This is a genomic window from Paenibacillus hodogayensis (genome assembly GCF_039536325.1).
In the GTDB taxonomy this organism is placed as follows: Bacteria; Bacillota; Bacilli; order Paenibacillales; family NBRC-103111; genus Paenibacillus_AB; species Paenibacillus_AB hodogayensis.
Genome location: NZ_BAAAYO010000010.1, coordinates 52630 through 65502, shown reverse-complemented (window position 1 = coordinate 65502; position 12873 = coordinate 52630). Strand labels below are relative to the sequence as shown.

Below are 12873 nucleotides of genomic sequence, written 5' to 3'. Positions count from 1 at the left end.
CTCGGGTTGCAATGTAATGATGACGGAAGAGACGTTTTCAGGCCCGTTCGGACGGGTTTGGAAGCGTCTCTGGTCGTTGTATGAAAGCAGGATCACGGCTATACGATATAGAGGAGGAATGGCGATGACGTATGATTTTAACAGAGACTGGTTGATCCGTAAGTTTGAAGAATTGCAAAGGCGGACCCTTCAAGCTTTGCAACAGCTTGATGACGAACAAGTCAATTGGCGCCCCGATCCGGAGAGTCTGAGCATCTCTACCTTAATCAGGCATATCGAAGGAAACCTGAAGGAGAGAATTCTGAAAGGCATTCTTCATGAAGAAATAAGTAGAGATCGCGAAGAAGAACTGAAACAGTCGTTCGTCCCGAAAGCCGAGCTGGAAACCATTGTTCAAACCAGATTTCAGCAGGTCATCGATATTCTCTCTCGCATTACGGATGAGGTACTGGAGCAAAAACAGAAGGTCAGAAGCCACGAAAAAACGAATTTGGACACGCTGCATCAATGCGCGGCACACTATTCGGAACATATGGGACAAATCTTTTACATCGCCAAGCAGCTTCTAAAAGAGAACTACAAGTCCACATCGATCTAGACAAGCGCGAATAAGAAGCGGAGGGAATTGCGCCTTTGGCGGCACAAGCCCTCTGCTTCTCTTTTACCTGATAGGGTTTCCATGACAAGATTATTGCTCGTCTTGTTCTTGTTGTTCTTGATCCGGCGCTTCCGGGAAGTTTTGTTCCTCTACCCGGCTGGATGCATAAGCTTGCTTATTTTCAACAGCCTCAATTGCGATTTTACTTTCCGCCAATTGCTGAAGCTTTGCTATTTGTTGGCCTTTGTTCAACAGGATCGCCTCCATTTCTTCCTTAAGGTATCCAGATTGGAATTAAATCATGCAGCTCTCTGGAAGCCAAACATCCGCATCGGACATTGCGCGGGAAATAATGCGGGCTAATCGCGCTCGACTCGTCCACGCCGCGAAGCGATGGCCTTGGAATCTCTTTTGCAGGGTATGAGCATCTATGGTATAGTTTGTCGTATATATAAGGATGCAAAGGAGCATGAATGGCGTTTGCTGAAAAAATTGATTCCGCAAAAAAACGTCCGCTCGATTTATGAAATCGACGTTCAGGCATTATGGAGCGCAGGGGTTCGGGGCATCATTACAGATCTGGACAACACGCTTGTCGGAGCGAAGCATCCGGAAGCGACGCCGGAGCTGCTCGTCTGGCTGGAAGCGTTGAAAACGATGGGCTTCAAAGTCGTCATCGTCTCCAACAACAACAGGCTGCGCGTGTCCCGGTTCTCCGACCCGCTCTCGATTCCTTACATATTCCGGGCGAAGAAGCCCGGGAACACGGCATTCCGCCGGGCGCTCGGCATCATGGAGCTGGCCCCCGAACAGACAGTCGTCATCGGCGACCAGATGCTGACGGACGTCCTGGGCGGCAATCGTCTCGGCTTGTACACGATCCTGGTTACGCCGATCGCTCCCGCCGACGAAGGCTTTTTTACAAAAGTCAACCGGCGGGTCGAGAAGGCGGCTATTTCCTGGATGAAACGCAAAGGTTTGATGCAAGGGGAGGACTCGCAGCATGACAAACGTTAACGATCTTCGTTGCTCCGGATGCGGCGTGGCGATTCAGACGGAATCGCCCGAGAAGCTGGGCTATGCTCCCGCGGCGGCGTTGAACAAAGATCCGCTGCTGTGCCAGCGCTGCTTCCGGATCAAGAATTACAATGAAATATCCAGCGTCACTCCGAATCAGGACGATTTTCTCAAAATTTTGAGCGGAATCGGCGGCAAGGAAGCGCTTGTCGTCCATATCGTCGACCTGTTCGATTTTGAAGGCAGCCTGATTGCCGGGCTGCATCGGTTTGTGGGGCAAAATCCGGTCCTGCTGGTCGTCAACAAAGTCGATCTGCTGCCAAAGGCGATCAATGTCAACCGCATCCTGAACTGGGTGCAGAAGCAAGCGAAGGATCACGGGGTGCGCACCTCCGAGGTCGTGCTGTGCAGCGCCAAAAAAAATATCGGCTTCGACCGCGTCGTCGAAGCGATCGCCCGCCATCGCGGCAAGAAGGATGTCTATGTGGTCGGCGCGACGAATGTCGGCAAGTCGACGCTCATCAACCGGCTCATTCGCGACTACAGCGATCTGGAGGCGGAATTGACGACGTCGCCTTTTCCGGGCACGACGCTCGATCTCGTGCAAATACCGCTTGACGACGGACGCGACATTATCGACACGCCGGGAATCGTCTACACGCACCGGCTGACCGAGCTGGTCAACAAGCGCGATCTGCAAACCGTGCTGCCGGACAAGCCGATCAAACCGTCGGTGTTTCAATTGAACGAGGAGCAGTCGCTGTTTTTTGGCGCCATGGTCCGGTTCGATTTTGTGCAGGGGGCTCGCCAGTCGTTCACGTGCTACGTGTCCAATGCGATGCCGATTCACCGGACGAAGCTGGAGCGCGCGGACGAGCTGTACGAGGAGCATAAGGGAGTCATGCTCGCGCCGCCTTCCAAGGAAAATCTGGATAACCTCCCGCCGCTCGTCAAGCATTCGTTCCGCATCCGCAAAGGTGCCCAGAGTGACGTGCTGATCTCCGGCCTCGGCTGGATTGCGGTCAACAGCGACGCCGGCGCGCAAATCGTCATCCACGCGCCGAAGGGCGTCAAGGTGGCCGTGCGGGATTCATTGATATGACCGGCAACGCATAACGGGAACGGGGAGAGCAAGCGGTATGAAGCAATGGCAGATGGATACGGGAACGGTCATGCATGGCGTATTCGGCGACCCGATCAAACATTCCAAGTCGCCGGTCATGCACAATCGGGCTTTTCGCGAGCTGGGACTGAACGCGGCTTATGCCGCCTTTCATATTAAGCCGGGGCAGTTGAAGGATGCGGTGGCGGGCATTCGCGCCATGCAGTTTCGCGGGGTGAACGTGACGATTCCGCACAAGCTGGAAGTGATGGATTATTTGGACGATATCCACGAGGACGCCCGGGCGATCGGCGCGGTCAATACGATCGTGAACGATGACGGCAAGCTAACCGGCTTCAACACCGACGGCATCGGCTACGTGCGCTCTTTAAAGGAAGAAGCCGGTTTTGCCGTAGCCGGCAAAAAGGTGCTGATGCTCGGAGCGGGGGGAGCCGCGCGCGGCGTCGCCTATGCGCTGGCCAAGGAAGGGGCTGCGTCGGTTCGCATCGCCAATCGGACCGTATCCAAGGCCGAGGAGCTGGCCGAAGCAATCCGGCCCTTTGCCCCCGCCGAAGGCATGAGCTATGAAGCGATAGCGGACGTGCGGGACGAGATCGATCTGATCGTGCACAACACGGAGGTCGGGATGCACCCGAAAGTGGACGAGGTACTGATCGACACGTCCTGGTTTCACGAAGGGCTGACGGTTAGCGATATTGTATACAACCCGCTCGTCACGCGGCTGCTGCGGGAGGCGGAAGCAAAAGGCGCGAAGACGCACGGAGGCTTGGGCATGTTCGTGTACCAGGGCGCTTACGCCTTCGAATATTGGACCGGTCGCGAGGCGCCCATCGCCGCGATGCGGGAAGCGGTTCTTGAAGCGTTTTGAAGCATAGAGGGAGATTGATCATAACATGTTGACAGGTAAACAAAAACGCTATTTGCGGTCGCAGGCGCATCACCTGAACCCGATTTTCCAAGTCGGCAAAGGCGGCGTCAACGATCATCTGATCCGGCATATCGAGGAAGCGCTGGAAGTGCGCGAGCTGATCAAAGTATCGGTGCTTAACAATTGTTTGGAGGACAGCGACGAAGTCGCGGCGCAATTGTCCGGGCAGTCCGGGGCGGAGCTCGTACAGCGGATCGGCAAGACGGTCGTGCTGTACAAGCAGTCGAAGGAGAACAAGAAGATCGAGCTCCCTTAAAGGGGTGACCGTGATGAAGGTAGGCATTATGGGAGGGACGTTCGACCCGATCCACCAAGGGCACCTGCTGGCGGCGGAGAGGGCGAGGGAGGAAGCGGGACTGGACGAGGTATGGTTTATGCCGACCAATACGCCGCCCCATAAGCCCAACGCCCCCAAGGCGACGGCCGCTCAGCGGCTCGACATGGTGAAGGCGGCGATCGCCCGCGACCCGCATTTCCGCGAGGAAACGACGGAAATTCGCCGGGGAGGCACGTCCTATACGGTAGATACGGTCCGCGAGCTGAAGGAACGGCATCCGGACATCGATTTTTATTACATTATCGGCGCGGATATGGTGCAATATTTGCCCAACTGGACGCGGATCGACGAGCTGGTGAAGATGATTACGTTCGTCGGGCTCGCCCGTCCGGGCTACTCGGCGGACGCGGGGCAGCTTCCTGCCGCCATCCGGGCCAGCGTTCTAACTGTGGCGATGCCGCAAATCGGCATTTCGTCCACGGCGATCCGGGATATGCGCAGGTCCGGCAAGTCGGTCCGGTATTTGGTGCCGGAGCCGGTATTCGCCTATATCGAGGAGAATCGGTTGTATGAATCTTGAGCGGTTGAGAGAAGACACGCAGGCGCAGATGCCTGCATTGCGCTGGCAGCATACGCTGGGCGTCATCGATTCCGCCGTCGAACTGGCGCAGCGTTTCGGAGGCGACGTGCAGAAAGCGGAGCTTGCCGCCTTGCTGCACGATTACTGCAAGTATTGGCCGATAGCCGAGCAGCGGAGCGAATACGCGGCGGCCGGGCTGGACCCGGATCTGCTGCGCTACGATCCGCAGCTGCTGCACGGGCCGTTGGCGGCGGAGATCGTCCGTAGCCGTTACGGCATCGAGGATGCCGAGGTGCTGGATGCGATCCGCTACCATACGTCCGGCCGCGAGAAGATGACCCTTCTCGATAAGATCATCTGTCTGGCCGATTATATCGAGCCGGGCCGGGATTTTCCCGGCGTGCATAATATTCGCGAAAGTGCCGAACATAGCCTGGAGGGTGCTCTGGTGGCCGGGTTCGATTCGACGATACAATTTTTGCTGTCCAAAGGAAAAAAAATATATCCGCAAGCGGTTGTCGCGCGAAATGCGCTGATCGAAGAAAATCGCAGCGGAAAGGGGAATGCAGATGAAACAAACGCCTGAGCAAGTCATGAACGAGGTCGTCAAAGCGATAGAGGACAAGAAGGCGCATAACCTCGTGGTGCTTAATCTGAAAGGAATTTCGCTCGTGGCCGACTATTTCGTCATCTGTCACGGCAATTCGGATACGCAGGTGCAAGCGATCGCCCAGGAGGTGCGCAAGGTGGCCGGGGATTTGGGCATGACGCTGCGCAGCATGGAAGGGTTCGATGCGGCGCGCTGGGTGCTGGTCGATTTGGGCGACGTTATCGTGCACGTGTTCCACCGCGACGAGCGGGAATATTACAACATCGAGCGACTGTGGTCCGATGCGAAAGTGGTTGAGCTCGTATGAAGCCGTTAGAGGACCGCTTGGAATCCGGGACCGTCGTCAGGCTGAAGGTGGCGCGCGAAGTGCCGCCCAACGGCTTCTTTCTGACGAACGGAACTCGCGACGTGCTGCTGCATTACAGCGAAGTGGTCGGCTCGGTCGCGCCCGGTGACGAAGCCGAAGTATTTTTGTTCCACGACACGGAGGACCGCTTGTCGGCGACGATGCGAAAACCGTTGATCCGGCTCGGCGAGGTCGGCTTGCTGGAAGTCGCGGATATTCATCCCCGGTTCGGCTGCTTTCTGGAGATGGGACTCGGGCGTCAGCTTCTGCTGCCAGCCTCCGAGCTGCCGGAGATGAAGGAGCTGCATCCGAAGCCGGGCGACCGCGTTTACGTGCTGCTGAACCATGACCGGCAAGGCAGGATGACCGCCAAGCTGGCCGGGGAGAGGGAACTGTCCGCCTTATCTTTTCGGGCTCCCGAATCGTGGAAAAATACCGCAACGGAAGCGATCGTATACAAGCCTTTGCAAATGGGCACCTTCGTCGTATGCGAAGGAGGCGTGCTCGGCTTTGGGGCGATCGGCATGATTCACGAGAAGGAGCGTACGCGCCCCCTCCGCTTAGGCGAGCGGGTCAGCGTGCGTGTCGTCTTCGTCCGGGAGGACGGCCGCGTCAACCTGTCGATGCGGCAGCCGAAGCAAGTCGGCCGGATGGAGGATGCGGATCGCATCCTGTCTTTGCTCAAGGAGCGCCCGAACGGAGCCATGCCGTATTCCGACGAAACGCCGGCGGATGTGATCGCCTCCAAGTTCGGCATCAGCAAAGCGGCCTTCAAACGGGCGCTCGGCAAATTGATGAAGGACGGGTTGATCGTTCAGCAAGGCAGTTGGACGCATCTGAAAGAGCGGCAGGACCAAAGCGCCGAGTAACCCGGCAAGGGCCGTTCCCGGGAGGACGGCCGGATCGAAAGCGGGGAGAGGGGATGCCCGCTCCGTTTGACAGGGGGAGTTCATACTAATGCGCTATGGTCAATTCGCATACATTTACGACAGACTGATGGAGGATATGCCGTATCCCCAGTGGCTGCGCTTCATCCGTCAATGCTGGGAGGAATTCGGCAAGCCGGCATCGATCGTCGATCTGGGCTGCGGCACCGGCAATTTGTCCATCCCTTTGGCCCAATCCGGCCTTCGGGTATACGGGATCGACTTATCCGATGATATGCTCGCGGTCGCCCAGGACAAAACGGAACGGCAGCAGAGAACGTTTCCGTTTGCGCAGGGCGGTTCGGTAACCTGGCTCCAGCAGGATATGACGGAATGGGAACTGGCCGAGCCGGTCGACTCGGTTATTTCCTGCTGCGACTGCATCAACTATTTGACCGAGGAAGACGATCTTCGCGACGCTTTCCGGCAAACGTTCGCCGGATTGAAGGATGGCGGGGTATTCATATTCGATGTTCATACCGAAGGACAGCTGCGGTCTTACGCCGAGATGCAGCCTTTCACGCTGCGCGACGACGACGTCTCGTATATTTGGACAAGCGAGCTGGACGAGGAACGCTGCGAGATCGAGCACGACCTGGCTATATTCATCCGCGAATCGGAATGGCTGGCGGCGGATGCGCCAGAACGGAAAGCTGCGGAAGCGGATGATTCCCGCTATGTGCGTATCGACGAACGGCACGTGCAGCGCGCTTACCCGCTGGACCGCATCGCTCATTGGCTGAAGGAGGCCGGGTTTGCGGAAATTCGATCGTATGCCGATTTTACGCACAAAACGCCGACGCCCGAGACGGAGCGCGCTTTTTTCGTATGCGTGAAAAAGGGATAGCGAGCCGGGGAAGATTCGAAAGAAAACGAAACAAAGGCAAGGGCGGGGGTTGAGATCGACAGGAAGGCTGAAGCCATACTGAGCCGCGCCGCGCAATACGCCCGCTCCGTCCATGAAGGGGATTCGTCCGGACACGACTGGCCGCATATCGACCGGGTTGTCCGGATGACCCGGCGGTTGGCTGCGTCCGAAGGCGCCGATCCGTTCGTTTGCGAATTGGCCGCGCTTCTGCACGATGTGGCGGACGAGAAGCTGAACGCATCCAAGGAAAGCGGAATGGACCTTGTGAAGAATTGGCTGAATGGAGAGCGGATCGACACGGAGGCCCGGGATCATGTGCTGGACATTATCGCGACCTTGTCGTTCGGCACTGGCACCGGGCCGATGCGAACGCGGGAAGGCAGCGTCGTCCGGGACGCCGACAGACTCGATGCGATCGGGGCGATCGGCATTGCCCGCACGTTTGCTTACGCGGGGTGGAAAGGACATCCGCTGCATGAACCGCAGCTGCCGCCGCGCGAAACAATGACGAAGGAGCAGTATCGCAACGGGCGGTCTACAGCGATCAATCATTTTCAGGAAAAGCTTCTGAGGTTGCGCGACCTGCTGGAAACGGAGTCGGCCCGGACGATCGCGGCGGAGCGTCATCGGTTTATGGAAGGTTATCTGGAACAGTTTCATAAGGAGTGGAACGGGGAATGCTAGTAACTGTATGAGCTACGACGGCAGTTCCCCGAATTCCTTCTTTTTAACCTATATCAAAATTAGATCGATATCATGCAAAACAAGTTGTATTATATATGATTCATTTCGCTTATACTGGACTTAAGCTATATGCTAGTGGTATGCCTTCGGCGCGAAGACACGACTCTTTGCCCGGAAGGGATTAGGAGGTTATACGTCAATGACGACTGGGGAGAGGAATATGGAGAAGCTGTGGAGAACTTACTACGGCCCCAATCTCGGATACGTGCAAGAACAATATGAACGCTATGCGGCCGATCCTGAATCCGTGGACGCTTCGTTCCGCGATTTGTTCGTACGGTGGGGAGCGCCGCCTGCCATAGATGCGGCACCGTACCAAGAGTCTTACGCCGCTCAGACGGCAACAGGCAGCGGCAAGGTCGATCCGGAGCTTGTCCGGAAGGCGGTCGCGGCCGGAAAGCTGGTTTGGAATATTCGCACATATGGCCACCTGGCTGCCGATATCGATCCGCTTCGGCTCAGCGCCGCGGCCAATACGAGGCTGCTGGAGCCTGAAACATATGGTTTGAACAAGGAAGATTTGCAAACGCTGCCTGCCTCGCTGATCTGGGAAAATGCACCGGACTCGGTCGTTACCGGCCAGGATGCGATCGAGCGGCTTCGTCAGGCTTATACGCAAACGACCGCCTACGAATTCAGCCATGTGCATGAAGAACGCGAGCGCGATTGGCTGAACAAGCGGGTGGAGCAGGGCATTCCCGCTGCGGAAGCGCTCAATGCGAAGGAACGCGAGGAGCTGCTGACCCGACTTCTTCAGACGGAGCAGTTCGAAGCTTTCCTTCATCGCACGTTTGTCGGTCAGAAGCGGTTTTCGGTCGAAGGCAACGATTCGCTCGTGCCGATGCTGGACGAAATCGTCCGTTCGGTAGCCCGGGAAGGCGGCAAGCATATCCTGATGGGAATGGCCCATCGGGGACGTTTAAATGTGCTCGCACACGTGCTCGGCAAGCCTTACAGCAAAATTTTCGCCGAATTCCATCATTCGCCGAACCGCGATCTCGTTCCGTCGGAAGGATCGATCGGCATCAACTACGGCTGGACGGGCGACGTCAAGTACCATCTCGGCGCAAACCGCTCCGTCGAAGAAAGCGAAGGCAAACAAATCCGTCTGACCTTGGCCAATAACCCGAGCCACTTGGAGTACGTCAATCCGGTTGTGGAGGGTTTTGCGCGCGCAGCCCAGGAAGACCGCAACAGCCGGGGCAACCCCGTTCAGGACGAAAGTCTGGCTGCCGCTGTCATCATGCACGGCGACGCGGCTTTTGCCGGGGAAGGCATTGTGGCCGAGACGTTGAACTTTAACCGTCTGCCGGGCTACCGCAACGGCGGCACGATTCATATTATCGTCAACAACCGCATCGGTTTCACAACCGAAAGCGAAGATTCCCGCTCGACCTATTACGCCAGCGATTTGGCCAAAGGCTATGAAATTCCGATCGTGCACGTGAACGCGGACGATCCGGAAGCTTGCCTCCTGGCGATCCGCATGGCTTGCGAGTTCCGGGAACGGTTCAAGAAAGGCTTCCTGATCGATCTTATTGGCTACCGCCGCTACGGCCATAACGAATCCGACGATCCGGAAACGACACAGCCAATCATCTACGAAGCGGTTCGCAATCATCCGACGGCGGCAACGCTGTATGCCGACAAGCTTGTAGCGGACGGAACGCTTACCGCGGAACGCGTGGAGGCGATTCGTCGCGAAACGCTGGCTAACTTGCAAGCGGCTTACGAAGAAATGCTGGCCAGCGGAGAGCGGGACGGTACGGCCAAGCCGAACGCCCTGCCGACCGAGCTGGACACGACAAGCTCGATTACGCCGGTAACGGTCGATCAGCTGCGCGGCATCAACGAGGAGCTGCTCAAGCGTCCGGAAGGCTTCCGCACGTATCCGAAGCTGCAGCGCATTCTGGAACGGCGGGCGAAGGCTCTTGACGACGGTGAGAAGGTCGACTGGGCGCTGGCCGAAACGCTTGCGTTCGCGACGATCTTGGCCGATGGCAAACCGATCCGCGTAAGCGGCCAGGATTCCCAGCGCGGCACGTTCGCGCACCGCAATCTCGTGCTGCACGATACGGCCACGGGAGAGCTGTTCTGCCCGCTGCACGCCTTGCCGCAAGCGAAAGCATCGTTCGCGATCCATAACAGTCCGCTGTCGGAAGCGTCCGTGCTTGGCTTCGAATACGGGTATAACGTATTCGCCCCGGAGACGTTCGTCATCTGGGAAGCCCAATACGGCGATTTCGCGAATGCCGGACAAGTCATTATCGACCAATTTTTGGCGGCGGGCCGGGGCAAATGGCGGCAAAAGTCCAGCTTGACCATGCTGCTGCCGCACGGCTACGAAGGACAGGGGCCGGAGCATTCCAGCGCCCGTCTGGAACGGTATTTGCAGCTTGCCGGTGAAGACAACTGGACGGTTGTCAATATGACCCGCGCGTCGCAATATTTCCACCTGCTGCGCCAACAGGCGGCATCGACACAAACGGAGGAAGCCCGTCCGCTGATCGTCATGGCTCCGAAGAGCCTGATCCGCAATCCGCGCGTCGCTTCGCCGGGTGAGGAGCTGGCGAACGGCAGCTTCCAGAAAGTGCTGGAGCAGCCCGGACTCGGGCAGCAGCCGGACCAAGTCGAGCGGATCGTGCTGTGCAGCGGCAAAGTCGCGATCGATCTGGAGGAAGCCGTACAGAGCGATGCGAATGCCGATTGGAGCTGGCTGCACATTATTCGCGTCGAGCAGCTTTATCCGTTCCCGGCCGAGGAGATTTCCCGCATTGTCGCGCGCTTCAAGCATTTGCAGGAAATCGTCTGGCTGCAGGAAGAGCCGCGCAATATGGGGGCGTGGAGTTTCATGGAGCCTCGTATTCGCGAGCTGGCGCCGGAAGGCGTAGTCGTCGGCTATGCCGGCAGACGCGAGCGGTCCAGCACCGCCAGCGGTTACCAGAACGTTCATGCGTTCGAGCAGCGCCAATTGCTCGCCAACACGATGGATCGCAGCTTTTTACAAAAAAACCGTCAAGGGGGCGCAGTACATGTCTGACATCAAAGTACCCGAAATGGGAGAATCGATAACCGAAGGCGCAATTGCCAAATGGACGGTCAAAGTAGGAGATACGGTTAACCAGGGCGATATGCTGCTGGAACTGGAAACCGATAAAATCAATCTGGAAGTCAACGCGGATCGTTCCGGCGTCATCGAGGAAATCCGCAAAGTCGAAGGCGACGTCGTGCAAGTGGGCGAAGTCGTCGGCACGATCCGCGAGGGCGCCGCTTCCGCTCAGGCGGAAAGCGCGGCCCCGGCAGCTGCCGAGCCGGCAAAGCCTGCGGCAAGCGAGCCTGCGCCAGCCGCCAAGCCCGCTGCCGCTGCGCCTGCGGCTCCGGCGCCAGTAACCGACGGTGGAGCATTCGTCGCCTCCCCGTCGGCGCGCAAGCTCGCACGCGAGCAAGGCATTGATCTGCAGCGCGTTGCCGCAGTCGACCCGAACGGCCGCATCGGCCTCAGCGATCTGACGACGCCGCGCCAAAGCGCCGCAGCGGCGCCGGAAGCTCCAGCCGCCAAACTGCAAATCGAACCGGCCTCCAACCGTTCCGCAGGAGGCACGGTGCTTGACGATCCGGCGAAGCCGATCGAAGTTATCCGCATGTCCAGACGCCGTCAGACGATCGCCACGCGGCTTGTCGAAGCGCAGCGTACGGCTGCCATGCTGACGACATTCAACGAAGTGGATATGTCGAAAATCCTCGATATCCGCAAGCGCCGCAAGCAGGCGTTCCAGGAGAAGAACGATATCGGCCTCGGCTTCATGTCGTTCTTTACGAAGGCGGTTGTCGGAGCGCTGAAGAAATTCCCGCTGTTGAACGCGGAAATTGACGGCGACCGGATTCTCGCCAAAAAATATTACGATATCGGCATAGCTGTATCGGCCAAGGAAGGGCTTGTCGTACCTGTCGTACGCGATGCCGACCGTCTCGGCTTCGCCGAAATCGAGCGGACGATCGCCGATCTGGCCGGCAAGGCGCGCGCCAACACGCTGCAACTGTCCGATTTGCAGGGCGGCACCTTCTCCATCACGAACGGCGGCGTATTCGGCTCGCTCATGTCCACGCCGATCTTGAACACGCCGCAGGTCGGCATCCTCGGTATGCATAAAATCCAGTGGCGTCCGGTTGCGCTGGACGAGCAGCGGATGGAAAACCGTCCGATGATGTACATCGCACTGTCCTACGATCATCGCATCGTGGACGGCAGCGAAGCCGTGCGTTTCCTTGTTACGGTGAAGGAACTGTTGGAAGATCCGGAATCGCTGCTGCTGAACAGCTAAGACGCGGACAAGCGTCGTCTCCAGCACAATAGAAGACAGCAGGGAGCTCGGGAGAGCTCTCTGCTGTCTTTTTTACGGATAAGAAGTCAGTCCTCAGGCAATCTCCCCGCATCTAGAATCGCCTCCATTTCAGGAAGGTGACTGCGCTGACGCATGAATAAGACGCGAAATATGTCGTAGCCGCTACTCGCAATAACAGTCGTACAGTCGCCTTCCGTTATTTCGACATCTTCGGGACTAGGTGCAGAATCCCCCGAAATCTTAACGGGTTTTGTCGTGGGAACACCTGTGGTATGAATCTAACGAAATAGCTGTCATCAAGGAGCTACCGTGCTCGCTCCTTGATGACAGCTATTTCTCTTTCAGAAGTCTTTCATAGCCTACATTTATAATAATAGTAGTCTATGACAATACAAAGCAAGGAACTATATAAGTTGAACGAAAACACTTTCTGGAAATAGCCAAGTGAAATGGATAAAGGGATCTGTCTTGTAGCGAGTTTTGGCTCTCAACTCTATTCCGCTGAGTCTTTTT

14 protein-coding genes are annotated in these 12873 nt (G+C 57.3%); 13 read left to right on the top strand and 1 reads right to left on the bottom strand.

Annotated elements, in window-relative coordinates; translation table 11 throughout:
- Positions 1–124: 124 nt before the first annotated feature.
- A complete protein-coding gene (locus ABD796_RS19505; RefSeq protein WP_344910739.1) occupies positions 125–598 on the top strand; it encodes a DinB family protein in 474 nt (157 codons plus the stop codon).
- A 90-nt stretch (positions 599–688) separates the two neighbouring features.
- On the opposite strand, the gene ABD796_RS19500 is transcribed toward ABD796_RS19505, so the two are convergent.
- Positions 689–850, bottom strand: coding sequence for a hypothetical protein (locus ABD796_RS19500; protein WP_344910737.1), 162 nt, complete (start codon positions 848–850; stop codon positions 689–691).
- A 228-nt stretch (positions 851–1078) separates the two neighbouring features.
- Between ABD796_RS19500 and ABD796_RS19495 the strand changes: the two genes are divergently transcribed.
- The 12 genes from ABD796_RS19495 to odhB all read left to right on the top strand — a co-directional run bounded on the left by ABD796_RS19495 (position 1079) and on the right by odhB (position 12339).
- Complete coding sequence (locus ABD796_RS19495; RefSeq protein ID WP_344910735.1) at positions 1079–1615, top strand: YqeG family HAD IIIA-type phosphatase; 537 nt, start codon at positions 1079–1081, stop codon at positions 1613–1615.
- Complete coding sequence (gene yqeH / locus ABD796_RS19490) at positions 1602–2717, top strand: ribosome biogenesis GTPase YqeH (protein ID WP_344910733.1); 1116 nt, start codon at positions 1602–1604, stop codon at positions 2715–2717. Before ABD796_RS19495 ends, yqeH begins: the two co-directional genes overlap by 14 nt.
- A 37-nt stretch (positions 2718–2754) precedes the next feature.
- Positions 2755–3606, top strand: coding sequence for a shikimate dehydrogenase (gene aroE / locus ABD796_RS19485; protein ID WP_344910732.1), 852 nt, complete (start codon positions 2755–2757; stop codon positions 3604–3606).
- A gap of 25 nt (positions 3607–3631) precedes the next feature.
- On the top strand, positions 3632–3922 hold the full coding sequence (gene yhbY, locus ABD796_RS19480; protein ID WP_344910730.1) for a ribosome assembly RNA-binding protein YhbY: 291 nt from the start codon (positions 3632–3634) through the stop codon (positions 3920–3922).
- Between the two features lie 13 nt (positions 3923–3935).
- A complete protein-coding gene (locus ABD796_RS19475) occupies positions 3936–4523 on the top strand; it encodes a nicotinate-nucleotide adenylyltransferase (protein ID WP_344910729.1) in 588 nt (195 codons plus the stop codon).
- Entirely contained in the window at positions 4513–5109 is a 597-nt protein-coding gene (gene yqeK, locus ABD796_RS19470; protein WP_344910727.1) for a bis(5'-nucleosyl)-tetraphosphatase (symmetrical) YqeK, read from the top strand. The genes ABD796_RS19475 and yqeK overlap by 11 nt, the downstream gene beginning before the upstream one ends.
- A complete protein-coding gene (rsfS, locus tag ABD796_RS19465) occupies positions 5093–5440 on the top strand; it encodes a ribosome silencing factor (RefSeq protein WP_344910724.1) in 348 nt (115 codons plus the stop codon). Before yqeK ends, rsfS begins: the two co-directional genes overlap by 17 nt.
- Positions 5437–6348, top strand: coding sequence for a CvfB family protein (locus ABD796_RS19460; RefSeq protein ID WP_344910721.1), 912 nt, complete (start codon positions 5437–5439; stop codon positions 6346–6348). The genes rsfS and ABD796_RS19460 overlap by 4 nt, the downstream gene beginning before the upstream one ends.
- 88 nt (positions 6349–6436) lie before the next feature.
- The gene (locus ABD796_RS19455) at positions 6437–7252 is read left to right on the top strand and encodes a class I SAM-dependent DNA methyltransferase (RefSeq protein ID WP_344910718.1); all 816 of its coding nucleotides are present in this window, start codon (positions 6437–6439) and stop codon (positions 7250–7252) included.
- 54 nt (positions 7253–7306) lie between these two features.
- Complete coding sequence (locus tag ABD796_RS19450) at positions 7307–7957, top strand: HD domain-containing protein (protein WP_379117665.1); 651 nt, start codon at positions 7307–7309, stop codon at positions 7955–7957.
- Positions 7958–8156: 199 nt separating this feature from the next.
- Positions 8157–11057, top strand: a complete 2901-nt coding sequence (locus ABD796_RS19445; protein WP_344910714.1) for a 2-oxoglutarate dehydrogenase E1 component — start codon at positions 8157–8159, stop codon at positions 11055–11057.
- Positions 11050–12339: a 2-oxoglutarate dehydrogenase complex dihydrolipoyllysine-residue succinyltransferase gene (gene odhB, locus ABD796_RS19440; protein WP_344910711.1), complete on the top strand. Its 1290-nt coding sequence runs from the start codon at positions 11050–11052 to the stop codon at positions 12337–12339. Before ABD796_RS19445 ends, odhB begins: the two co-directional genes overlap by 8 nt.
- Positions 12340–12873: the final 534 nt, after the last annotated feature.

Excerpts from the sequence above, each read along its gene's own strand:
- ABD796_RS19460 (WP_344910721.1), top strand. The coding sequence starts at position 5,437 with ATGAAGCCGTTAGAGGACCGCTTGGAATCCGGGACCGTCGTCAGGCTG.
- yhbY (WP_344910730.1), top strand. The coding sequence starts at position 3,632 with ATGTTGACAGGTAAACAAAAACGCTATTTGCGGTCGCAGGCGCATCAC.
- ABD796_RS19445 (WP_344910714.1), top strand. The coding sequence starts at position 8,157 with ATGACGACTGGGGAGAGGAATATGGAGAAGCTGTGGAGAACTTACTAC.
- ABD796_RS19475 (WP_344910729.1), top strand. The coding sequence starts at position 3,936 with ATGAAGGTAGGCATTATGGGAGGGACGTTCGACCCGATCCACCAAGGG.
- odhB (WP_344910711.1), top strand. The coding sequence starts at position 11,050 with ATGTCTGACATCAAAGTACCCGAAATGGGAGAATCGATAACCGAAGGC.
- aroE (WP_344910732.1), top strand. The coding sequence starts at position 2,755 with ATGAAGCAATGGCAGATGGATACGGGAACGGTCATGCATGGCGTATTC.
- ABD796_RS19505 (WP_344910739.1), top strand. The coding sequence starts at position 125 with ATGACGTATGATTTTAACAGAGACTGGTTGATCCGTAAGTTTGAAGAA.
- ABD796_RS19455 (WP_344910718.1), top strand. The coding sequence starts at position 6,437 with ATGCGCTATGGTCAATTCGCATACATTTACGACAGACTGATGGAGGAT.
- rsfS (WP_344910724.1), top strand. The coding sequence starts at position 5,093 with ATGAAACAAACGCCTGAGCAAGTCATGAACGAGGTCGTCAAAGCGATA.
- yqeK (WP_344910727.1), top strand. The coding sequence starts at position 4,513 with ATGAATCTTGAGCGGTTGAGAGAAGACACGCAGGCGCAGATGCCTGCA.
- yqeH (WP_344910733.1), top strand. The coding sequence starts at position 1,602 with ATGACAAACGTTAACGATCTTCGTTGCTCCGGATGCGGCGTGGCGATT.